Consider the following 23819-nt stretch of genomic DNA (forward strand, 5'->3'; position numbering starts at 1 on the left):
TAAGCATAATCATTTTTAAGATTTTAAACAAGCATTCACATGCCTAAATATCGATCTTATCAGCAATTTATTAGATAAAAAATCCAATGATTCATCTTTTTTAATGATTCACTTTTTCTTTAACATGTAATAAGACTGAAACCTTGATAAAACAAAGGTTCAGTCTTATATATTACTGTATAGATCATTTACTTTTTTCTCATGAAGATTAGAGTTTGACCATTAAGAATAAAACTAAATTTAACCAATGAACTGTTCTAAGCATAAAAGAGCAATAACTCTCAGATTCAAAGGGTCCCTTCTAACGAGCGCCTGGACCAAAATGACTCCCATGGTATTTGTTTAAACTATAGATTACTATTGAATTTCCTCTATTGGAATGTTCAACGCTTTAGCAACTCTTGTCCCATAGTCTTTATCCGCTTGATAAAATTGTTTGATTTCTAAAATCTGTATTTCTCGATTGTCCACTTGGCCTAAATTTGATTTAATGGTTTGAACTAAACGTTCTTTTTCATCTTCTGGAATCAAACGATAAAGGTCACCAGCTTGAGAATAGTGGTCTGGTCCATATTCATACGTACCAGCCTGCCCTTCTACATCAAATGGCGTAATCGCCGCAGATTCGTCTTGAACGGGTCCTCCTTCACTATTTGGCTCATAGTTAACTGCCCCACCCTGATTATTCCCTTGCATGAACCCATCTCTTTCATAGTTATTGACCTCATTGTGTGGTTTATTGACAGGTAATTGATCGTAATTAACACCTAGACGATAGCGAGCTGCATCTTTGTAGGCAAATAGTCTTCCTTGTAATAACTTGTCTGGTGAAACTTCTATCCCAGGCACTAAGTTTGCTGGTGAAAAAGCGATTTCTTCAACATCTGTAAAATAATTTTGAGGATTTTCGTTTAATGTCATCGTACCGACTTCGATTAAAGGATACTCTTTTTGTGAAACGACTTTCGTTACATCGAATAAATCATACTTGTAGTTCAACCCTTCCTCGTATGGAATGAGCTGTACACAAAGTGTCCATGAAGGATAGTCTCCAGTTTCAATCGCTTGAAATAGTTCATCCATCAAATAATCTGTGTTTTGAGAAGCAATTTGGGCAGCAACATCATCTGTTAAGTTTTTCACTCCTTGATTGGTTCTAAAGTGATACTTTACCCAAAATACTTCGCCTTGATCATTAACCCATTTAAATGTGTGACTACCGTATCCGTGCATCGTGCGGTAGCTTGCAGGGATGCCACGATCAGCCATCAAAATCGTTACCTGGTGGACAGATTCAGGGGAATGAGACCAAAAATCCCACTGCATATACGGATCGCGTAAATGTGTTTTAGGATCGCGCTTTTGAGAATGAATAAAATCAGGAAATTTCAATGGATCCTGAACAAAAAAAACTGGTGTATTATTGCCGACAATATCATAATTTCCTTCTTCTGTATAAAACTTGACTGCAAAACCTCTGACATCACGGTACGTATCGATATATCCTGATTCCCCAGCAACTTGAGAAAAACGGATCGCAACTCTTGTCTTTTTTCCTACCCCGTTAAAAAGCCCAGCTTTTGTGTAGTTACTCATGTCATTTGTTAGTTCAAACTCCCCAAAAGCACCAGCTCCTTTAGCATGAACGACTCTTTCAGGAATTCTTTCGCGGTTAAAATGAGCTAGTTTTTCCAAAAGGTGAACATCTTGGATCAATACTGGTCCTCTTTTTCCCGCAGTTTGCGAGTGTTGATTATTGGCAATAGGTTGTCCTTCACTTGTGGTCATTTTTTTACTCATATTTTCACTCTCCTATATATTCTTTACATAATAATAACTCTAACGAGTTTTTTGTTCAAATAAAAGAGAGTCGCTTGAAACGTAAAGGTTTCAACCGACTCTCCTTCTATTAATCGTTTTAACTGCATTACTCATCAGCAGCTTCGTTTTTTTCTTCTCTAACAGCATGAAGCCCTAGTTTTATCTCTTGTCTTTTTTGAACTAAAACGTAGATAAACCCAATCAAAAATGGTAATACAAAGCTACCAAAACGGTACAATAACAAAGAAGACACTGCATCGACCGTTCCCACTAAAGGTTTAAATAGTAATAAATACACAAATTCAAATGGACCAATTCCAGCTGGCGTTGGAAATACTCCCGATAAAATAACTGAAAAACTGGTAAAAGAAAGAACTAGCAGTAAATCAATATTCGGATGATTTTCAACCAATACAACATATGGAATCACGTACCAAAAAAGTAACTTCGCTACATTCCAACCGAAAATCCGAATCATCGCTGAACGATCTTTCGTAATTGTTTGAACTGTTTCTCTCAATGAATAGATTTGCAAATTACACTTATCTACCCAATCTCGCAATTTTTTTCTCTTAAAATGCTTGTTACTCCAACTAATCAATAAAACTTGAAGATTGATACTACTTGAAAGAATCAGTAGTGACAATATAATCACAAACGTCAAAACAACACCTACTAAAATGAACGGAATCATTTTTGGTGCATGCTCATAAAATAATGAAAATTGCACAATCAGTCCTAGGACTGACAAAAAAATAACAGCAGCTTTATACATAATCATATGCAAGGCCGTTACACCGACTCCTTGAGAAACGGCCAATCCTTTTTTCTTATAAAAGTAAATTTCAGAAAGTAATGTTCCCGTTCCAAACGAGATCACACGATAAAAGGCCACGTAACAAGACGTGAAAAAACCATCTTTTGTTGAGAAATCCTTTTGAAAATAAGAAGCAATCTCTTTGATAGAGCGACCTTCAACAATTTGATAAATGACACCTAACAAAATAACAAGAGCGACAACGATCCAACTTGTTTTCATCAATTGAGCAAATATATCGCTAAGAGAATTATCCATTACATAAATAATTACTCCGATAATAATGGCCAACAAGCCGATATTCAGGAAAACCTTTGTTTTTGAATTGCTTTTCATAGTCTCTCCTTACTAAATTTAAATTCACGATTATCTTTTATAACTAACAAAACTAATTGCAATAGCTACAAGTGTACCAAAGATAAAGAAAAAATAAAAGCGTAATTTTCTCGTTTTATGATGAAAAAGTTGTTGCGCGAGTAAGCCGCCCATTCCTCCACCTATCAACCCTATAAACAAAAGATCAAATTCAGGAACCCGCCATTTTCTTCTTTTAGCTCGTTGTTTATCAAGATACATAACAAAAAATTCAACCAAATTTACGATGAGCAAATACACCCATGGCAAATGTTTCAACAAACCTGTCATTGATTTTCCTCCAACTTTTAGTCTCTTAATGGAACATCTTGAAAGACCAAGTCATGTAACGTATTTCATAAAAATTTACGCTTGTTCTTCTGGAACAAATACGGTCAAGCCGTGTTTAATAACAGTCATTTGAATCGGTAGATCCTCACTTGGATCTCCATCGACACGAGTCCCAACTTTCTTTTCGCTCAAGCTTTTAATGGTTATTTCAGCTGCCGTCATATACTTGATTCCAGGAAGTTCATAGATTTTGCCTAAAATAATTTTGGGTAAGTAAAAAGCTAGTTTAAAAAAGTTTAATTTTGGTAAAATCGTTAGATGAAACAAACCATCATCTGGAGATGCTGAATTATCAAAATTCGTATAGCCACCCACAGAATTAGTCATCGTCACGGTAACAAGCTGTGTTTTCCCTTGCCACTGCTCTTTTTCTGTTTTGATTTCTAACCGATAACGTTTTTTCTTTGCGAGTAATTTGAAAAAGTTTTTAATAAAAATAAGTTTACCATATTTTTGTTTCTCTTTTTGGCTAATTCGAGCCGCTGTATCTGCTAAAATACCGATCGTCATGGTGCTAACGATGACTTTTTGATTGATCATGCCATAATCGATTTTTCTTGTTACTCCATCTAAAATCACATCAGCGGCTGCTTCAAATTTTAGCGGGATTCCCAAAACCCTTGCCATATTATTAACAGTACCACCAGGCAATAATCCAACATTTAGATGTGGTAATTCTTTTTGAAAGTCTTCAACGTTATGATTGATCGTACCATCACCACCGATAAAGATCAGTGTATCGATATTTTCAGTCTTTGCTTTTTTAACGGTCTTTTGACTATCACAATCTGGACCAACTTGTTCTAATAGAAAATGCGTGTCTGTTTGACCATGATTTTTGGCATAGTCTACAAACTGTTCGGCTAATTCTTTGCCTTTATCTTTACCAGATGTTTTATTAAAAAGTATCATTACATTTTCCATTTAAGTTCCTCCTAAAATTTAAAGTATAGCGGGCTCATCCTGCTCTGACAGAAAAATAGGAAGTAAGTCACTACCTGTAACATTACTCCCTCTTTTTAAATTTTACTACAATTATGAATAGTGATTTCCTTTATTTTGCGTTGGATTCTACAATTTTCACGATAACATCCGTTGCTTTTTCCATCGCTTGTAATGAGACAAACTCAAAACGACCATGCATATTTTCGCCACCAGCAAAAATATTAGGTGTTGGAATACCTAAATATGAAATTTTAGAGCCATCCGTTCCGCCTCGGACAGGTTCGATTAATGGTTCGATATCAAGCTCGATCATCGCATTTTTCGCTAATTCAATAATGCTCATATCTTTCTCGATTATTTCCCCCATGTTGTAATATTGATCAAACAAATCAATCTGAACTCGTTCATGGTCAAATGGCTGATTCATGATTTCTTGAATGTTACGAATCAAGGCTTTCCGTGCTTCAAATTTTTCACGATTATGATCACGAATGATGTACGTCATTTGCGCTTCTTCTGGCGTTCCACTCATTTGTGCTAAATGGAAAAATCCTTCGTCACCCTCCGTTTTTTCAGGAACTTCATTTTGCGGTAATTGGTTATGAAAATCGATTGCTAATTGTAGCGCATTGATCATCGTATCTTTGGCTGTTCCTGGATGTACATTTTTCCCTTGTATCGTTACTTCAGCCTGTGCTGCGTTGAATGTTTCATATTGTAACTCACCCACTGGACCACCATCCATTGTATAAGCGAAATCAACATTAAATTGCGCTACATCAAATTTATCCGCTCCAACACCGATTTCTTCGTCAGGACCAAAAGCTACTCGGATCGTTCCATGTTTGATTGAGGGATTTTTAATCAAAATTTCCATAGCTGTCATAATTTCGGCGATCCCAGATTTATCATCGGCACCTAAAAGCGTCGTACCATCTGTGGTGATTAACGTTTGATTTGCATAGTTTTTTAAGTTCGGAAAATCCTTCGTATTTAACGTGTATTTTCCTTCGCTATCTAAATTGATTGTTGACTCACCATCATACTTTTCAATAATTTGTGGATTAACGTTTACCGCATTAAAATCTGCTGTATCCATATGAGCAATAAAGCCGATTGAACGAACTTCTTTGTCTACGTTACTCGGTAAAGTAGCCACTACAAAACCATTTGTTTCGTTATATACAACATCGCTCATACCAATTTCTTCCAACTCTTTTTTTAGCATTTGGGCAAAATCAACTTGCGTTTGCGTTGAAGGCGTTGTTTCACTTTTTGGATTAGAGCGTGTTTCTGTTTTTACGTAGCGTAAAAAACGTGGCAATAAATTTTCATACATTCGTCGGTTCCTTCTTTCTACATTATCTAAATTTAAACGGGTTCGTATTTACTTCTGATTCGATAAAGGTTATATCCCAATTATAATCTTTTTTCCATTGATTGAATAGTTCGACCAACTTCGGTTTGCATAATTGTTCGATATAATGCCCTGGATCGATTACAGTTAATCCTTCTGTTAACATATCATGCCCAGTATGATAATAGACATCTCCTGTAATATAAACATCTGCCTGCTTTTTAAGGGCATCTCGGAAGAATTTTTCACCACTGCCTCCACAAATTGCAACGCGTTGAATCCGCTTGTTCTCATCTTCAGCTACAATTCTCAGACCATCTAAATCAAAGGTTTCTTTTATAGAGGAAACAAACTCTTTTAAAGAGACTGCTTTGTTTAAGTTTCCAACTCGGCCCAAACCGTATTCTTTAGTGATATTTTCTATTGGGTACACATCATATGCTGGTTCTTCATAAGGATGTGCCTCCAACATTGCTTGAATGACGTTTTTTTCGATTGTTTCTGGGAATATCACTTCGATTTTTGCTTCTTGTACTGCTTCTTCTTTGCCAATCGAGCCAATTGTTGGATTCGCACCAACCGTTGGTGTGAATCGTCCTGTTCCAATCAATGAATAACTTGTATTGATATAATCCCCTTGAAGTCCTGCACCTGCTTGACCTAGCACTTTACGCATCTTTGTTGCATCATCTACAGGTACAAAAACAGCTAATTTTTTATATGCTATCGTATGCGTTTTCGTTAGATAACTCGTATCTTGAATCCCCAACAATTCACAAAACCAGTCATTCAAGCCATTATCAATAATATCCATATTCGTATGCGCTGCAAAAACAGCAATATCATGTTTTAATAAATCAGCGTACATGTTGGTTTGTAAATCATTTGTATCTAACCGTTTGACTGGTCTGAAAATAGGGGGATGCTTGGCGATAATCAAGTCAACGTTTTTTTCGATTGCTTCAGCAACTACTTCCGGTCGAACATCCAGTGTCACCATCACTCGATTGATCTTTTTATTCACTGTTCCAATCTGTAACCCTACAGGATCACCTGCTTCAGCTAGCCACTGCGGACAATACTCTTCAAAACGTTCAATAAAAACAGTCCCATCAAGACTCATTTTGCAAAACCTCCCTGATTTCAGTGAGTTCATTTTCTATTTGTTGTATTCTTGCTTGTTGATCTCCAGCTGCTTTAGCTAATTGTGCTAAAATGGTTTCTCTCTGTTTTAATTCTCCTTGCCATTTTTTTTGAAAAATAGGTGATTGCTTTTTTAGTAGAATAGGGCCGAAAAGTCGCTCTTTTTCTGAGTATGCGACTCTTACCTCGTGTCTAGAAGCTACAATTATTTCATAAATTTTATTATTTTCTTCTAAAATATCTTCTTCTATAATGGTGTACCCGTGCACTGTCAACCAGTCACGCAATGGTTTCTCCCCAATATTGGGTTGTAATACAAGACGTTCATTTCCTTGAAGACGCTGATTATTCCAACCTGCATCTAAAATATCACGAATCAAGACACCTCCCATACCACAAATTGTAACAGCTGTGATCTTATCTAATTTCTCTATAGCATCTAAACCATCCGCTAAGCGAACAACGATTTGATCTGTCAAACCATTTTTCTTCACTTGTTTTTTGGCTGCTTCATACGGACCTGTTACGACTTCCCCCGCCACCGCAAAATTAAGTTTCTTTTGTAAAACTAATGCTACTGGTAAATACGCATGGTCAGAACCGATATCTGCTAAACGGCTTTGTTCAGGAACTAATTCTCCCACACGTGCTAAACGTTTTGATAATTGATTTTCATTCATTTGACATATTCCTCCGTGGTTATTATACCATTCAAAAATCAGGTTGAAAACGTTGAAAGAAGGAATTTAGTTACAATTTCTTTTTCAGCTCAATTAAATGATTTAGCTGATACAAACATAGTACAACAATCAGCTTTTTTGCCTTATATTTAGCGCCCTCCTTCATTTTGATTGAATAATTACGATTCAAAAAGCGTTGCCTTCAACGGTGTTTCTTGGCGCATTTTTTCTACTACATCTAGGTGCCTACTTTGTGAGGATCAACTGATTTTTGATATTAATCCAAGTATCATCGACTTCATTTCTGCCAATAAAAATTTTCTTCCTTTGCTGTTTTCACTAAGTGTTTCCACATTTTCTGATCCTTCCAATACAGATCGATTTCTTGGTTTGTGCTCTATCATAAAAAAGAGGTTCGGATCTAACTCTTCCAGCTAAATCCGAACCTCTGCTATTCATTTTATTTTGACAACCAGTTTCCGACTTCTTTCAAAGCATCACTGATTCCTGCTGGATTTTTACCACCAGCTTGTGCCATATCTGGACGGCCACCACCGCCACCACCTACTTTTGGTGCAATTGTTTTGATCAAGTCGCCAGCTTTTAGACCTTTTTCGTTCGCTGCCTTAGACATCGCTGCTAATAAGCTGACTTTGTCTTCTTGCGCTGTTGCTAAAACTAAGACATCTGACAATTCTTTTTGTTTCCATTGATCCGCTAACTGACGCAATTGATTCATATCTTTTACGTTTACTTGTGCGGCAATATACGTTGTACCAGCAACTTCATTGATTTCCTTAAAGATGTCACCAGCTTGTTGATTGGCTAATTTGCCAGCAAGTTGCTCATTTTCTTTTTGTAAATCACGTAATTGTTGTTGTAATTGTTCCGTTTTTGACACAACTTCTTTCAATTGAGGTGATTTAACGATTCCTGCAATTGCTTTTAATTGTTTTTCTTCTTCATTCATTAATTCATACGCTTCTTTACTTGTAACAGCTTCGATTCGGCGAACACCGGCACCGATTCCTGATTCAGAAACGATTTTGAAAATACCGATATCTTCTGTATTTGTTACATGCGTCCCTCCACAAAGCTCGATTGAATAGCCACCTATATTGACAACACGGACTTCTTTCCCGTATTTTTCACCAAATAAAGCCATAGCACCCATATTTTTCGCTGTGTCAATATCTGTTTCGACTGTTTCAACAGGAATTGCTTCCCAGATTTTTTCGTTAACGATCGCTTCCATTTGAACTAACTCTTCTGCTGTCACTTGACCAAAATGAGTGAAGTCAAAACGTAAATGTCCTGGAGCAACTAATGAACCTGCTTGATTCGCATGATCCCCTAAAATATCTTTTAATGCGCGGTGTAGTAAATGCGTCGCAGTATGATTTTTCAATATACGATTGCGCATTTTTTCATCTACATGTAATTCGTACATTGCACCTTCAACTAATTTTCCAGTCACTTGAACCGTGTGTAAGAATTGGCCATTTGGTGCTTTTAAGACATTTTCTACCTGAGCTACAATCGTGCCATTTCGATCTTTAATTGTTCCGTGATCGGCAACTTGTCCTCCCATTTCTGCATAGAAAGGCGTTTCAGCAAAAATCAGTTGAGCTGTCCCTTCTGAAAGCTCGCTAAGAATTTCTTCCTCTTTCAAAATAATTAAAAGTTTGCTTGTCGCTTCTAAATGACTATACCCGACAAATTTACTTTCAACTTTAATATCCGTTAAAACAGCCGATTGAACACCCATTGATGTTGCTTTACTTCTAGCAGAACGAGCCCGTGTTCTTTGAGCTTCCATTTCTTTTTCAAATCCAGCATGATCTACTTTCAAGCCTGAATCTTCTGCAACTTCTTCTGTTAATTCCACAGGGAAACCATACGTATCGTACAATTTGAAGATATCTTTTCCATTTAACGTATCTTCCTTGGTCGCTTTTACTTTTTCAATCAACTCATTTAAAATATCTAATCCTTCATTAATTGTTTCATGGAAACGTTCTTCTTCTGTGCGTACAACTTTTTCGATAAATTCTTTTTGTTGTAGTACTTCTGGATAATAACTTACCATTACTTCGCCAACTACCGGAACTAGTTTGTACAAGAAAGCTTCGTTAACTCCTAATTTTTTGCCATGCATAACCGCACGACGTAATAAACGACGCAAGACATAGCCACGACCTTCATTTGATGGTAACGCTCCATCACCGATTGCAAACGATAATGCACGGATATGGTCAGCAATAACTTTAAATGAAATATCCGTTTGCGGTGATTGGCCATAGGTTACTCGTCCGCTTAATTTTTCTACTGCATGTATGATTGGCATAAATAAATCTGTTTCAAAGTTCGTCGGTGCATTTTGAACGATGGAAACCATACGCTCTAAGCCCATGCCCGTATCAATATTTTTATGAGGTAACGGCTCGTAGGTATCATCTGCTTGGTGGTTAAATTCAGAAAATACTAAGTTCCAAATTTCTAAATAACGTTCATTTTCACCGCCAGGATAATTTTCTGGATCATCTTCGGCAACATCGTTAAACGACTCACCACGATCGTAGAAGATTTCTGAATCTGGACCACAAGGCCCTGCACCGATATCCCAAAAATTATCTTCAATATCAATGATATGATCCATTGATAACCCAACTTCTTCATGCCAAATCCGCTTTGCTTCGGTGTCTTTTGGGTAAACTGTGACATATAATTTTTCAGGATCAAAGGCCATCCATTCAGGAGACGTTAAAAATTCCCACGCCCAATGGATTGCTTCTGTTTTAAAATAATCACCGATCGAGAAGTTCCCTAACATTTCAAACATGGTATGGTGACGCGCTGTTTTCCCAACGTTTTCAATATCATTGGTACGAATCGATTTTTGCGCATTCGTGATTCTTGGATTTTCTGGAACGACTGAGCCATCAAAATATTTCTTCAATGTTGCAACACCTGAATTGATCCATAATAAGGTTGGATCATTGACAGGCACTAAAGACGCACTCGGCTCCACAGAATGTCCTTTTGATTTGAAAAAATCTAAATACATTTGACGAACTTGACTACTTGATAATTGTTTCATTGTTCGATTCCTACTTTCCTCACTGGATTAGTTGATCTTAAGCAATAAAAAAAGTGATACTCACTGCAATACAAGGACGAAAAATCGCGGTACCACCTTGTTTGCAATGAAATCACTTGAACCATTCATTACCTCTTAAACTCTATAACGCAGAGTAGCGTTGATATTTCTATCAAAAATGACGTAAAGGGAGCAATTACGTTTTTGAGCTATTCTTCTTTCAGCAATGAAGAACTTTCTGTAAGCACGAGAAAACGAACCATATCCTTTAGTTTCCTTACAAATTATAATGAAGTTTCAAAAAAATGTCAATGGATTCATTTTTTTTGCGAAACTTTAGTTTTAAATTGTTGATTGTTATCATTCTGTTCATTTATCATGTTACTCACAAATATCTAGATATACAGATAATTAGAAACCTTTAGTTTCTAACATAAAATCGACAGTCGTATTTTAATACCTTTAAAATAAGTAAGATAAACAAATAATAATTTATTTTTACCAAAACATCACGTTTGACTCATAGATAACTCCGCCATCCCATGGTATACTAAATTAGTTACAATTATATCATTGAGAAATGAGGAGTTAAAAATGGAAAAAAAAATTTTATTGGCTGTTGGGGTTAGTCTCTTGATATTATCAGGATGTGATTCTACAAAAAAGGCAAAAACTAGTGAGCCTAATGGTTCAAATGTATCCACAGAAATGGGGAATTCTACAAAAGAAGATAAACAGATTAACCCCATATCAATCGATATTTTGGCTAAAGGAAATTACACAGTGGGAACAGATATCAATCCTGGTGCCTACTATGTTGTCTTAACAGAACTAATTCATGGAGATAAAGATACCGATAAAAAAGCATATGTTTCTATAGAAGTTTCTGGTAAAGATTATTCATTTGAAACTTTTTATAACATCAATGCTAAAAAAAGATTTAAATTTAAAGATGGTGACGAAATTAAATTTGAAGACAATTATTCTCCAAAATCATGGAAAGTAAGTTTACTAACGGACTCAGATTTCCAAAAGTATATGGGTAGTTCTGCGAAAAACTCATCGGATACTTCAAGTTCTAACTCTAGAGAGAATATTTCAGCAAGTTCTAAAAAAGAAGAAAAAACAGAACGTAATGAATCTCCAGCTTTTCAGCCGACCGATGTGTCTGATGAAACGATAAAATCAATCAAAACCTATGAAGATTACTTAACTATGTATCAGGCAATTATCAATAATTACTTAGCTGATTATGAATATGTAATCAAAGACACCGTATTATATGACCAAACTACTTTTGAAGAGCAAAAGAAGCAATACGAACAGTCTTTTGAAAGCCAGAAAAAACAATATGCTGAATACGGCAACAAAAAGTTGATTGGGAAAGACTCATTAGTCGAATTTTTAGTCAGCTATCGGGACAGTCTTGCAGAAACGACTAATAATCTAAAGAAATCATTACAATAAAGGTACAAAAGATAAGGAGCAATCCTTCTACAGATGGTTTGCCCTTATCTTTTGTACGAGTTATGTATGATTGAAATCAATGTTTACAATCATACATTATCAAAATTTAATATTCGATTTTACTTATTTAAATTGATTTAGCCCTCAACTTTGATTACTTTTCGATATAGATAATCATTCGGATCTAGTTTTTGATTGAGAGATACTGGGTTTGAAGATCGAAAATAGCTTGATAAAGGCAACATTTTTTCAATCAAATGCGTTTTATCTTTTGATTGCTTCATTAATTTAACAATTGTTCGATCATCCGTTAGCTCAAAACGATTTTTTTCCGTAGGAATCATTAATCCAAACATATTGGCGCCATCCATCTTATTTTTGATTTGCCGACCAGACTCATTCTCTTGGAGTAATAACTCATTGCCCCAACGGAATAAGCGTCGAGTCCCCCCACCAACGACATATTCCCACTGATCTTCTGATAATAAATCAAAACCCTCACGCTTAAGAGCATGCTTCAATTCATCATGAGTCCAATCTGAATGACTATAGACGAAATAATAATCTGATTCAGGCAAGAATTCCAAATACACTTTATTTTTTATTAACACAGTTTTAGGAAATGACCAACTGAGGCTTTCGGCAGCGGACAGTCTTGGAAAGAATGTTTCGCAAATCTCTTTTTCATAGGGAACATACTGCTCAATTTCTCCTTCAAAGGTTCCTGTGACTGTATCAAAGATCCCTAAAAACTCTGTCCCTGCTGGTAAGGCATATTTCTGAACTATCATCGCAGGAATCTTAACTTTTCTTAAGTCTGTTGTATGTTTGTTTATGTATGCTGAAATGCCTTCCAAGGAAGTCAACTCATCCGTCGATTCTTTTTCATTCCACTGAGCGACAGAATCGATGGCTTCATTTGTCAGCGTGGTTTTAAAGGTGTTCTTGGCAAAATGTGCCGCATCAAAACCTAACAATTCATGAGGTCGTAACCCTTCCGCGCCTAAATCCCAGCCGAGGATTGTTTCTTTATTTCCAGGAATAAAAACAAATAGTTCACCATCTAATTCTAATTCAAATGTACGGCATTTAATGCCATAGAGCTCAAAATTTACTAATTCCATTGAATTAATTTCTATTGTAGGTGGAACAAAATACATCAATAATTGGTGTAAAAGTGCTTCTTTTTCAGTATCTTTTAAGTTTTTCCAATTTGCCCACTCAATTTGTTCAAACAGATCCAAGTTAACCCCTCCTCGTATGTTAATAACAGAGCTAGTCACTAAAGCTAGATGACATCAAAACTATCTGCTATGATTAAGTATACCATTGAATGAAACATTCTATAAGAATATTATCTGGAGGAATTATATGCATACTCACTTTGGTTGTGAACGCTGGCACCAAGCCGCAGCCTTTGCATTACGTTATGATGTTTTTGTTTTAGAGCAAGGAATTTCATTACAGAATGAATTTGATGAACGAGATACAGAAGAGCGTAATTATTTCGTTGTTTATGAAGCGTCACTTGCCGTTGCAACGATTCGTTATCAAAAAAAAGACGATGACACGATTCAACCAGATCGTTTTTGTGTAAGAAAAGAATATCGTGGCAAAGGCCTTGGCAGAAATTTATTGCTGCTTTTAGAAGATAAAGCTATGAAAGATGGCTTTAAATATAGTATTCTTTCTGCTGAAAAAACTGCTTTGTCTTTTTATCAAGCCTTAAATTACTCAATAAATTCTGAAGAGTATCTAGAAGATGGCATTGTCTGCGTAGAAATGATCAAAAAATTAAGCAGCTAAGATGAACTACTCATCTCGCTGCTTACTATTATTTATAACTATTTTTTTTAGACTTTTTCGCTGTCCGAGTTTGCTGACGGCGTTCTACCTTACGTTTTTGCTTATTACTAGCAGAAATTGCCCATTCAATTTTCTTTTTATAGCCTGGTTTGATTTTTTTCTTTTTCTTTTTGACCAACCCAATCAAGGTCGGATCTTCCAAAGCATCTTTTGATTTTTCACGTTTGGTTCTTCGATTACGGTCGTAAGTATCGATCATTTCACCATTTTTGATTTCCTTTGGATGAAACTCAATTCCTAATTGTTCCACTTCAGAAATCGCCTCTTCGTCTGCCGGCGAATAAAGTGTAATCGCTGTTCCATCCAATCCGTTTCGTCCCGTTCTACCGACACGATGAATAAAGAAGTCTAAATCACTTGGGACTTCCGCATTGATCACATGAGAAACGCCTTCAATATCGATTCCACGTGCAGCTAAATCAGTTGCTACCACATATTGAAACTCAAGATCTTGCACTTGGCGCATGACACGCTTGCGTTCTCTCGGAGAAATATCGCCATGGATTTTCGCTACTTTTAAGCCCTGATCTTTTAAATAATCAGTGATTTCATCCACACGTTGTTTCGTATTAGCAAATATAATCACTAAATACGGATGACCAATCGTTAATAATTGGTAAATCAAACGATTTTTATCTTTTCCTTTTGTAGAAATCAGCCAATTATCGATTGTCTCCGAGATGATGTTTTTCGGTTGAATATGCTCTATAACTGGGTTTTCCATGTATTTCTTCAAGAAAGGTTTCAATTTTTCTGGAATCGTCGCAGAGAAAACTAACATTTGTAGTTTATTAGGCAAACGTCCTGCAATTTGATCCACTTCTTCTAAAAAGCCCATATCCAACGTCATATCAGCTTCATCGACAACAAAAGCAAATGCGGTATGTGCTTTTAGCGCTTGCTCGTTCATCAAGTCTAAAATACGACCTGGTGTCCCAATAACCACATGTGGTTGCTGATGTTTTAATTTAGCAATTTGTCGTTGTTTATCCGTTCCACCCACGAAATTTGTCACACGAATTTCAGGCTGACTGAATTTTGCGATTTGGATCGCTTCTTGATAAATTTGGTTCGCTAACTCACGACTAGGTGCCGTGATCAAAATCTGTACCTCATCCAATTGAGGATTTACTTTATTCATCAAAGGTAATAAAAATGTATGGGTCTTACCGCTTCCTGTTTGGGATTGACCGATGACACTTTTGCCTTTTGTAATCACTGGAATCAATTTTTCTTGTACTTCTGTTGGTTGTTCAAACCCTTTATCTGCTAATGCTTTCATGATAAAATCGTTGAACTGAAATTGTTTAAATGAACTCATTTACCTCACCTCTTTCAAACTTGTTGTGTAAGTCCTCATGCATTATACCACAAAAACCGCAAATCCTTATTGATTTTCTGTATTTTTCTCTCTTTTTATCGTACTGATCGTATAGGTATGACTTGCTTTTTCATAAAACAGGCGCCGTTTCTTTCTGACCAATACATACAATACATTGATGAAAAACAGAAGCAGTAAAAATGAACAAAATAGAAATAGCATAAAACTCACTAGCTGCAACATACGATTGTTTGAATTCAACAAGCCAGCAGAACTTGTCAAGTATGAACTAATCAACCCATAAACAAAATATAAGTAGCCATAACGGATAAATAACGCTCTAAAACGAATTTTTTCATACCCTTCTTCTACTATCTGAATACGAACGATTTTCTTACCGATTGTTTCGCCATTTGTAAGTTTAGGTATCAACATAAATACGATAAATACCATAAGGAAAAACCAGACTTGATTTTCAAATGCAAAATAACCTGAAAACCATTGATGATACTCTGGAATTAAATTAAAAAGAAGCATCAGTATTGTTTGGACAATCGAGATCACAGACCAATCAATTAGAAACGCCACAAAACGTCTAAACAAGCTGACTGATTGCCCTTTTTCGTACGCCGCTTCATCCAATTCATCTCTTGTTGGAAATAAAAAGGTCAACATCGGTGTGATCACGTATCCGACAATTCCACCAAAAGTATTGTTGATCAAATCATTTACATCCGCTAATCGATATGGTCTAGGATAAATAAAATACAACCCACTCAGCTGCGTCAACTCAAAAAATAAAGATAAGAGAAAACTAGCGAGAACGACTTTTTTGAATGAAAGTTTGTAATAATAGCGTAAATACACCCCAAAAGGAACCAGCAATAGAACATTGAAGACCGGCTCCAACACGACGCCTTGTCTTAAAGCTGGGATAAACGTACTTGGATCATGGATATTCAATACTGTATCCTGTAAAAAGCGACTGACAAAATAAAATGGCCGTAATTCTAACATTTGACTTGTGTATTGTGCCACTTCAGATCGAGGCGGCAAAGGTAAAATAATTAAAAAATAAGCGCATAATAAATAGAAAACAAATGAATAAAGTATTAGTGCTCTTCTGAATAAAAATGTTCCGTATTTCCGGTATTCACGAATCACAAGCACAAATGAAATCGCAAAGGCTAAAAAAGGAAAAACGATTATCGCTGTTTTGATTGGTACGGCATATGCTGACATCTAGAAATCACTCCTTCTTCTTTAGTTTAGTAGAAATTAAACGCTTTGTCATTTCTAACAACTATAGCTCTAACAAAAAATATATTTTGCAAATTGAAAAAATTGCAGTATGATTGAGTTGTAGAGTACTAGATAAGAATGCTCCACCGGATTAAACTATTCAATTTTTACTTACGGAGGCTTGTTTTATGTTAAATCCATATTTTGCTTTTGGTGTTCCTGTTTTTCTACTTTTTTTATATGTTGTTTTTGCTATCATTAGAAAAAAAAGCACTCTTCATTATATTGGGTTTGTTCTTTTACTGATTGCTACATTTATGATGGCATTTAGTTTCCAAGTATTACAAGGTTTATGGACTTTGGAAGAGAGTCATGCTATTGAGCAACTAGATAAGTTGAATTACTCGTCTGAACTATTATGGATTCCACTTGTTTTGGGTGGTCTATTAGCTATTGTGAATCTTTGGCGCGGAGTGAAAAGAGTGAAGTCATTTCGAGAGGGTTCAACTTAAGAGTACACAAGAGGGGTGTGAGACAAAAGTAGAAATCACTTTTGTTTCACACCCTAAATGCGAATAAACGGTGGGAGCAGAAGCAATCCTTTCGGAAATAAGCTTCTGTCCCAGCCTCCTCTAAAAATCAGTAATTATTAATTCTTCTTCACAAACTCAGATTTCAATTTCATCGGACCAAAACCTTCAACTTTACAATCAATATTATGACCATCTGCCGCATCAACCACTAAACGAATGCCTTTAACCTTCGTTCCTTGTTTGATTGCACCACTTGCCCCTTTGACTTTTAGATCTTTAATAACTGTCACGTTATCGCCATCAGCTAACTCATTGCCATTTGAATCCTTAATCACCGTCGCTTTATCTTCTGTAGCATCTGCTTCTGACCATTCATGTGCGCATTCTGGACAAATCATCATGCCACGATCCTCATAAGTGTATGTTGAGCCGCATTCAGGGCAACTTGGTAAATTTTCCATTTAAATTCTCCTTCATTATCGTTCTCTTTTAAAGTGTTATCACTTCATTTTAGCGTACTTCTAAACGAAAGAAAAGAACTATTCTATTTACAAATAGTAACGTTAATTGGATTTATTTACTTTCTTTGCCATTTTCAACGTAAGAAAGGTCATTGACACTATCGATTGTGTATTTACCGTCTTTGTACGTTACTTTTGAGATACTCGCATTTTTTAATCCGTCGTCTGGTAGGTCTGCATTTGCATCTAATTCACCTAATAACGTAATAATACTCATTCCATGGGACACAACCAATACGTTGTTTGCGCCTTCCTTCTCAGCGTCCTTCACGATATCATCTAATCCAGCTGTTAAACGAGCAACGATTGTTTTACTATCTTCTGCTGGCCAGTTCACGCCTTCTTCCACATTTTTCTTATCTAATCCAGACAATACATCGGCAAATTCGATAATACCTTTATAAAAACCGACTTCTTTCATCCATTCATTGTATTCTTCAAACGTTTTTCCTTGTTCCTTCGCTACAGCTGTCTGCATCTCTTCGTTCATCAAGCCTTCATACGTACCAAAATTATATTCCCTTAAACGTTTGTCTTTCGTCATTTCTTTCATCATTTTTTCTTGACCATTATTTTTTAAGACTAATTCAGCCGTTTCGATTGCTCGTCCGCTATCGCTTGTCACGACTTTATCAAAGGTAATATCAGACAACCCTTTTCCTAACTGCTCCGCCACTTCAACGCCAGCCGGTGTTAATGGTGCATCGATCCATCCTTGAGAGCGATCTACGGTATTCAACATTGTTTTACCATGACGAGCAAGATAAACCACCACTTCCGAATGTTCTTTCTCTTTTGTATTGGTTTTCTTTTCTTCTTTTGCAGTGCCATTACTACATCCAACTAAAACCATCGACAATAATGCTGCACCAACAACCATCTTTTTAAATTTCATCACTCTTTCTCCTCCATGCTATTCCTTATTTTTAGTTAAATAATTTTTGGATACTTTTTGTCCTTTAGAAAAAAAGAAAAAACCCAACTACACCAAATAACGTTATTTGGCATAATCAGGTTTAGCTTGTCATAAACAATCACTATCCGCTATTTAACTAGCTTTAGTATAACGGATATCGCTGTATATGTAAATGCTTTCATCTGTTATTTTTAAATTCTTTGCATAATTGTTTGATTTCATTGTAAATAGCATCGATTTCTTCTTGATTTTTGGCATTAGCTCCACTAGCTAAAGGATGCCCACCACCATGATGCTCCTTGGCCAACTCATTGATCACAGGTCCTTTTGAACGTAAACGTACTCGATAATAGCCTTCTGGCTGCTCTACGAAAATCCCCCATGCTAAAACTTCGTCGATCACGCCTGGTAAAGATACAATCGCAGCCGTCTCTGAATCCACTATCCCATACTCCTTCAGTAATGCCTGAGGTAGCATAACTTTCGCTGCACCATAGTCATCTACTTCAATATTTTGATACACATATCCCGCTAGTTTCGCCACGTTCATCGGAATTTGTTCTAATTCACGAGTCAGCTCAGCGGCATTAAACTCATATGTCCTCAATTCGGCAGCTACTTCTAAAGTATGCGGTGTTGTTGCAGGGTAAAAAAATCGCCCTGTATCACCAATAATGCCAGCATAAAGCAAACGAGCAGCATTACTACTCATAATCAGCTCATCTTCATTTAGATGATAAAAATCAGCAATAATCTCACTACAACTGCTTGCTTTCGTATTGACCCAAACGATGTCACCATATGGATCGTCATTAGGATGATGATCGATTTTAATCAATTCTGCCCCTAAATGATAGCGCTCATCACTGATTCTAGGAGAATTAGCTGTATCAGTAACAATAACTAATGCCCCTTGATAGGTTTCGTCAGACACTTCATCCATTTCAGCTAAGAATTCTAACCCTTCAACCGAACCACCCGCTTGATAAATCTTCTTATCCGGAAAGCTTGCTCTCAAGATTTCAGCTAAGCCAACTTGTGAACCAATTGCATCTGGATCAGGTCGTTGATGACGATGAATAATAATGGTTTGATACGCTTTTATTTTTGTTAAAATTTCTTTTACAATATCCATATTCTATTTCCTCCTATGTCCGTTCCATCACTTGACACACCACGATTGCTTTGGCTACAAGAGCGTTCTCTAAATAAACTTCAATATCTAATTTGGCCGAACGACGACCGATTTCTAAGACTCTTGGACGAATATCCAGTTCACTTTCTAATTGAATCAAACGTAGATAATGCAAACTCATTTGTTCGATCAAGACATTTCTTCGTTGATTGGTGATCATCGTGCGCTGAGTCACATTTGAGATGATTTCACTTAATACACCGAAAGAAATTGTCCCTACACTATTGACCATCTGAGGCGTGACTGAGAATTTAAATTGTGGCTCATCTGATTTACTTACTTCTTCAATTGGCATGACTTCACCAGAAATTTGATCCGAAATCGTATCTGCAATCTGCGGTTGCCGTTGAACCAATTGCATCGCTTTCATCACATCTTGCCGAGAAACAAAGCCCACTAAAGATAAATCATCTTCAACAACCGGCATGACTTCCAATCCATCCCAAATCATTTGATGGCTGACACTTGCTACACTCATCTTTTTTTTCACAACGATTGGATCCTTTGTCATAACTTTGTCCATCGTTAAAGTTTCTGATTTGCCTAAAACATCTTTTGCTGTAACGATTCCGACCAATCTTAGACTCTTGTTGACTACAGGGAAACGAGAATGATGCGTCTTTTCAGAAAGTTTTTGGTAATCCGCAATGGTATTGGTTGAAAATAAGTAGTTTGTTTTTTCTAAGGTTGTATAAATATCACTGACCAACATGATATCTTTTTTGATTAATTGATCGCTTAACGCTCGATTGATCATTGTCGCTACGGTAAACGTATCGTACGTTGTTCTTAATACAGGCATTTCTAATTCATCTGCCAGTTCAGCAATTTCGTTTTCTGTATCAAATCCACCAGTAATTAAAACAGCAGCCCCGTTTTCTAAGGCTAATTTTTGAACGCCTTGGCGATTTCCGACAATCATCAATGAGCCTGGGGTAATATAGCGAGTCATTGCTTTTTCAGTCATCGCACCGATCACAAACTTATTTAAAACCTTATCTAAACCAGCTGAGCCCCCTAAAACATCACCTTCGATGATTCGAACTACTTCGCCGAATGTTAATTTTTCAATATGTTTTTTTAATTTGCGCTCGATCCGAATCGTTCCGACACGCTGAATCGTTGAAACCAATCCGATATTTTCAGCATCTTTGATTGCACGATAAGCTGTTCCTTCACTAACACCAAGATTTTTGGCAATACTTCTAACTGAAATACGATCCCCAATCGGTAAACCTTCAATATATTTTAATATTTGATCATGTTTCGTCGCCATAATATCCTCCTTATTCTATACGCACAATGAGCGCATTCCATTTTTATTTCTTTCCCTAAAAAGTAGGTTCATGAAGATAAATCAAAATTCATAGTCTTAAGTGTCTAGTCATTGGAACTACTTTCAGTCGTCATTAATCGATTTTAGTTTCTATAGAAATCAGGAGCTTTCTTTTTTGAATACGCAATCTGTTTTAATGTCTCTTAAGGAGATTTTGAAACAGATACAAGTTCCTCAGTTATTGACTTCATTTAAAAAGTATAACAAAAAAATAGATATTTTAGTACAGTTATTCTTCTTTTATTGTAACAGAAGTTAAAAATAAACAAACTTAATTTCTATTCAATTTGCCTTTCCTTGCTCCAAAGTTCCTAAATTTATTTATGATCTGACTTTTGAAAACAAAACTAAGCTTTTTTCACTCCTTTTTTAAAAAGGAGTAAGATAATAGCAGACTGTTTATACTTTTTTAAGGAGATGACTATATGGAATCAGTGAATAAATTTCAAGAGAATCCCCTTGTACAAAAAAATAGGATGGTCTTTCCTTTATTAATGGTTATTGGCTCTCTAATCAGTGGTTTTTTAACGGATAAAAATCGGAACAAAAATTCTAGCGTTTTCTGGCTTAGTCTTGTTGTCGGTCACCACTTTAATGTATATGCTTTTAAATCAAGGATCTCCACTTTGGTATTATATTTTAGCGACTAGCATTATGGGATTAGGTAATGTGTTGTTCCAACCTCCCAATAACACGACCGTCATGAGTAGTATTTCAAAAGAAGATTTTGGTGTAGCTGGAAGTATGGACTCCTTTGCTCGTAAGGTAGGAATGGTTCTAGTTATTGGGTTAGAGCTACAACCATTTTTTATAACGCGATGAGCGCGGTTTATGGTCAACGTGTCACAACGTCTATAAGTGAGCGACCTGATGTCTTTATTTTTGGAATGAGAATCACTTTTTTTGGTTCTTTTATATTATGTTTAACGGCTTTGGGACTAACGTTCTTTCGTTCATTCAAAGCTGAGAAAATGAAATAGAAAAAAATGAAACTGGCAGATACATCTGATTACAGTTTCATTTTTTATGGACCCAACATTATGTAGAGCTATTTATCTTCATTGCCACTTTTAATATTTTTGATAAAATCCTCAAATAATTCGGTCCCGATCCCCATCTTTTTATAATTTTCAAGAATGGACTTTAATTCCATTAACAGATAACCAACATATAACACATAAATTAATCCTACACCTGCTCCACCTGGAATCAATGGCGCTAAGGGAATAAAAAACATCAGCAAAACCATACTAGCCACTTTCCTTAAAATGCCATTGATTCCTACTTTACTTAAAAAATCGATCTTGGGATTGATTTTTGAGCTAAGCTGCCGCTTAAAAAATCGATAATCATCGCGATACAAATCAAGGTTAAAACATAAATTGCTTTATGATCTGTATCAACTAAAAAACGATCTAAATACTCAAACATCTTCATAATTACCACCTTTTACTTTTTTTCCTACAGTTATTATTGCTTTTGAATAGAAACGATAGTTCAAACCTAATGCCTTTTCTCGTTTATTTTTGATCATTGTTTAACTAACGCTATAAGAATAGTTTACTCGGTTTTTCTATGGTGAAACTGGCATATCTCTCCCATAATAATGTCACTTTTCACTCAAGAGTTTCCCGCTTTCATATGACTCTGCAAATCGGATCATCGCTTTATCTAGTTCTCGGTAAAACTTACTTTCACTCATGTGATGCTTCATATAAATCGCGATGTTTGTTGTAAAGTTGCGGTCCATATACTTATCGTACAATAGTTGTCTATCATAAGTATCCAACTGGTTGATAGCCTCTATAATCTTGGCTAGCTCAACTTCAGCAAGATATTTTCGGTCCACTACTTTATCAACTTTACGGGAAAATTCTCCATTGGCATTTTTCATTTCAAATGTATAGGCTGCTGTTACTCTAGGCGAATGTTTTTCACCAGCGATTCTTACTAAGGAACGGTAAGTCTTTAATAAAGCATGAACTTTCTTTTTTGTTTTCTTTCGATCGATTTCAGGAAATAATAGCATCTTTTATCCTCTCCTTTTCTTAATGGTTTGACTCAACACAATAGCAACTCTTTTTTGATAGTATGATGGTTTGAATTTCTTCTCTTTAGACCCTAAGGTAGTCCTCAGATACTGCTGAAGTAAATCAAAGTAATACGTTAGTACCGAACAGTTCTTTTATGCCCTCCATTTTGTCTCTTGATTTTTAGTGAATTAGCTATTATACGATAAAATCATTGACTAACATTAGCATTTACGCTATCATGTAAGTATAGTTAAATAAGCTCTATTCTACTTCCGCCGCTTTCTGATTTTAGAAATTGACTGCTAGAATGGCTTTGCCTAACTATCTACTGATAAATTAGCTTATAAGAACATACTAATAGTTTAAAAGCTAATTGTCAACTAAAAATAGCTTAAAAGCTAATATTTTTTTCATTTAAGCTTATGAAAGGTTGAAAAACATGAGTTTAACTTACAGAATCAAAGAGCTCGCAGACAAGAAAAAAGTTACATTTGCTGAAATCGAACGAAATACAGGTATTTCAAACGGGCAAATTCGTCGCTGGGATACTTCTTCCCCTAAAATAGAAAATATCCAAAAAGTGGCCGATTATTTTGACGTATCAACGGACTATTTATTAGGAAGATCGGAAATACCTTCTATTAAAGAAGCACATCAAGAAGAACATCTTTCTTCCCAAATCATGTTTCGGATGAATACCGAAGGATTATCTGAAAACGAAGTAGATGAATTGAAAGATGAAGTAAATCGTTTTTTGCGTTTCAGACGGTCAGAAATCGAACGAGAACGAGAATTAAAACAAGACGACAAGGCGTGATTGG

General features: G+C 35.9%; 20 protein-coding genes and 2 pseudogenes. 5 read left to right on the top strand and 17 right to left on the bottom strand.

Annotated features, from left to right (window positions below; all coding sequences use genetic code 11):
* Positions 1–357: 357 nt before the first annotated feature.
* The 8 genes from AC1PU0_RS10530 to alaS form a co-directional block, all read right to left on the bottom strand.
* Positions 358–1800, bottom strand: a complete 1443-nt coding sequence (locus AC1PU0_RS10530) for a catalase (protein ID WP_206850280.1) — start codon at positions 1798–1800, stop codon at positions 358–360.
* Between the two features lie 127 nt (positions 1801–1927).
* Positions 1928–2974 (bottom strand): lysylphosphatidylglycerol synthase transmembrane domain-containing protein, encoded by a 1047-nt coding sequence (locus AC1PU0_RS10535; protein ID WP_069654241.1) that lies wholly within the window; start codon positions 2972–2974, stop codon positions 1928–1930.
* Positions 2975–3004: 30 nt separating this feature from the next.
* Positions 3005–3283, bottom strand: a complete 279-nt coding sequence (locus AC1PU0_RS10540) for a DUF1294 domain-containing protein (protein ID WP_069654242.1) — start codon at positions 3281–3283, stop codon at positions 3005–3007.
* Positions 3284–3358: 75 nt separating this feature from the next.
* Complete coding sequence (locus AC1PU0_RS10545) at positions 3359–4267, bottom strand: diacylglycerol/lipid kinase family protein (RefSeq protein WP_206850281.1); 909 nt, start codon at positions 4265–4267, stop codon at positions 3359–3361.
* 130 nt (positions 4268–4397) lie between these two features.
* Positions 4398–5627, bottom strand: coding sequence for a peptidase T (gene pepT / locus AC1PU0_RS10550; RefSeq protein WP_206850282.1), 1230 nt, complete (start codon positions 5625–5627; stop codon positions 4398–4400).
* A gap of 22 nt (positions 5628–5649) precedes the next feature.
* Positions 5650–6768 (bottom strand): Nif3-like dinuclear metal center hexameric protein, encoded by a 1119-nt coding sequence (locus AC1PU0_RS10555; protein WP_206850285.1) that lies wholly within the window; start codon positions 6766–6768, stop codon positions 5650–5652.
* Positions 6758–7468: a tRNA (adenine(22)-N(1))-methyltransferase gene (locus tag AC1PU0_RS10560; RefSeq protein ID WP_206850287.1), complete on the bottom strand. Its 711-nt coding sequence runs from the start codon at positions 7466–7468 to the stop codon at positions 6758–6760. The genes AC1PU0_RS10555 and AC1PU0_RS10560 overlap by 11 nt, the downstream gene beginning before the upstream one ends.
* 460 nt (positions 7469–7928) lie before the next feature.
* Positions 7929–10568 (bottom strand): alanine--tRNA ligase, encoded by a 2640-nt coding sequence (gene alaS / locus AC1PU0_RS10565; RefSeq protein WP_206850288.1) that lies wholly within the window; start codon positions 10566–10568, stop codon positions 7929–7931.
* 594 nt (positions 10569–11162) lie between these two features.
* Between alaS and AC1PU0_RS10570 the strand changes: the two genes are divergently transcribed.
* Positions 11163–12035, top strand: coding sequence for a hypothetical protein (locus AC1PU0_RS10570; protein ID WP_206850290.1), 873 nt, complete (start codon positions 11163–11165; stop codon positions 12033–12035).
* Between the two features lie 137 nt (positions 12036–12172).
* Here AC1PU0_RS10570 and AC1PU0_RS10575 read toward each other — a convergent pair whose 3' ends face one another.
* On the bottom strand, positions 12173–13279 hold the full coding sequence (locus tag AC1PU0_RS10575) for a DUF7278 family profilin-like fold-containing protein (RefSeq protein ID WP_206850291.1): 1107 nt from the start codon (positions 13277–13279) through the stop codon (positions 12173–12175).
* A 127-nt stretch (positions 13280–13406) separates the two neighbouring features.
* Between AC1PU0_RS10575 and AC1PU0_RS10580 the strand changes: the two genes are divergently transcribed.
* Positions 13407–13841, top strand: a complete 435-nt coding sequence (locus tag AC1PU0_RS10580) for a GNAT family N-acetyltransferase (protein ID WP_111247091.1) — start codon at positions 13407–13409, stop codon at positions 13839–13841.
* Positions 13842–13869: 28 nt separating this feature from the next.
* Here the strand turns inward: AC1PU0_RS10580 and AC1PU0_RS10585 are convergent, their stop codons facing one another.
* Together AC1PU0_RS10585 and AC1PU0_RS10590 are read right to left on the bottom strand one after the other, a co-directional pair.
* Positions 13870–15222, bottom strand: a complete 1353-nt coding sequence (locus AC1PU0_RS10585; protein WP_206850292.1) for a DEAD/DEAH box helicase — start codon at positions 15220–15222, stop codon at positions 13870–13872.
* 66 nt (positions 15223–15288) lie between these two features.
* Complete coding sequence (locus AC1PU0_RS10590; protein WP_206850293.1) at positions 15289–16464, bottom strand: VanZ family protein; 1176 nt, start codon at positions 16462–16464, stop codon at positions 15289–15291.
* Positions 16465–16652: 188 nt separating this feature from the next.
* Between AC1PU0_RS10590 and AC1PU0_RS10595 the strand changes: the two genes are divergently transcribed.
* On the top strand, positions 16653–16976 hold the full coding sequence (locus tag AC1PU0_RS10595) for a hypothetical protein (RefSeq protein ID WP_069654252.1): 324 nt from the start codon (positions 16653–16655) through the stop codon (positions 16974–16976).
* 137 nt (positions 16977–17113) lie between these two features.
* Here the strand turns inward: AC1PU0_RS10595 and AC1PU0_RS10600 are convergent, their stop codons facing one another.
* The 4 genes from AC1PU0_RS10600 to AC1PU0_RS10615 all read right to left on the bottom strand — a co-directional run bounded on the left by AC1PU0_RS10600 (position 17114) and on the right by AC1PU0_RS10615 (position 20905).
* Entirely contained in the window at positions 17114–17458 is a 345-nt protein-coding gene (locus tag AC1PU0_RS10600; RefSeq protein WP_069654253.1) for a zinc ribbon domain-containing protein YjdM, read from the bottom strand.
* Between the two features lie 112 nt (positions 17459–17570).
* Positions 17571–18413 (bottom strand): histidine phosphatase family protein, encoded by an 843-nt coding sequence (locus AC1PU0_RS10605; protein ID WP_206850294.1) that lies wholly within the window; start codon positions 18411–18413, stop codon positions 17571–17573.
* Between the two features lie 199 nt (positions 18414–18612).
* Positions 18613–19569 carry a DHH family phosphoesterase gene (locus tag AC1PU0_RS10610; RefSeq protein ID WP_206850295.1) on the bottom strand — a complete coding sequence of 319 codons (957 nt, stop codon included), beginning with the start codon at positions 19567–19569 and terminating at the stop codon, positions 18613–18615.
* Between the two features lie 13 nt (positions 19570–19582).
* Positions 19583–20905, bottom strand: coding sequence for a DRTGG domain-containing protein (locus tag AC1PU0_RS10615; RefSeq protein ID WP_206850296.1), 1323 nt, complete (start codon positions 20903–20905; stop codon positions 19583–19585).
* 536 nt (positions 20906–21441) lie between these two features.
* On the opposite strand from AC1PU0_RS10615, the pseudogene AC1PU0_RS10620 reads away from it, so the two are divergent.
* Positions 21442–21945, top strand: a pseudogene (locus tag AC1PU0_RS10620) (MFS transporter); the annotation flags it as partial.
* Positions 21946–22013: 68 nt separating this feature from the next.
* Here AC1PU0_RS10620 and AC1PU0_RS10625 read toward each other — a convergent pair.
* Positions 22014–22396: pseudogene (locus tag AC1PU0_RS10625) on the bottom strand (phage holin family protein).
* Positions 22397–22574: 178 nt separating this feature from the next.
* Positions 22575–22994, bottom strand: coding sequence for an ArpU family phage packaging/lysis transcriptional regulator (locus AC1PU0_RS10630; protein WP_206850297.1), 420 nt, complete (start codon positions 22992–22994; stop codon positions 22575–22577).
* 443 nt (positions 22995–23437) lie between these two features.
* Here AC1PU0_RS10630 and AC1PU0_RS10635 point away from each other — a divergent pair, with 443 nt between their 5' ends.
* A complete protein-coding gene (locus AC1PU0_RS10635) occupies positions 23438–23815 on the top strand; it encodes a helix-turn-helix domain-containing protein (protein WP_069654260.1) in 378 nt (125 codons plus the stop codon).
* The last annotated feature ends 4 nt before the right edge of the window (positions 23816–23819 follow it).

The organism is Enterococcus sp. XAF26B05_ASV22 (assembly GCF_056727285.1).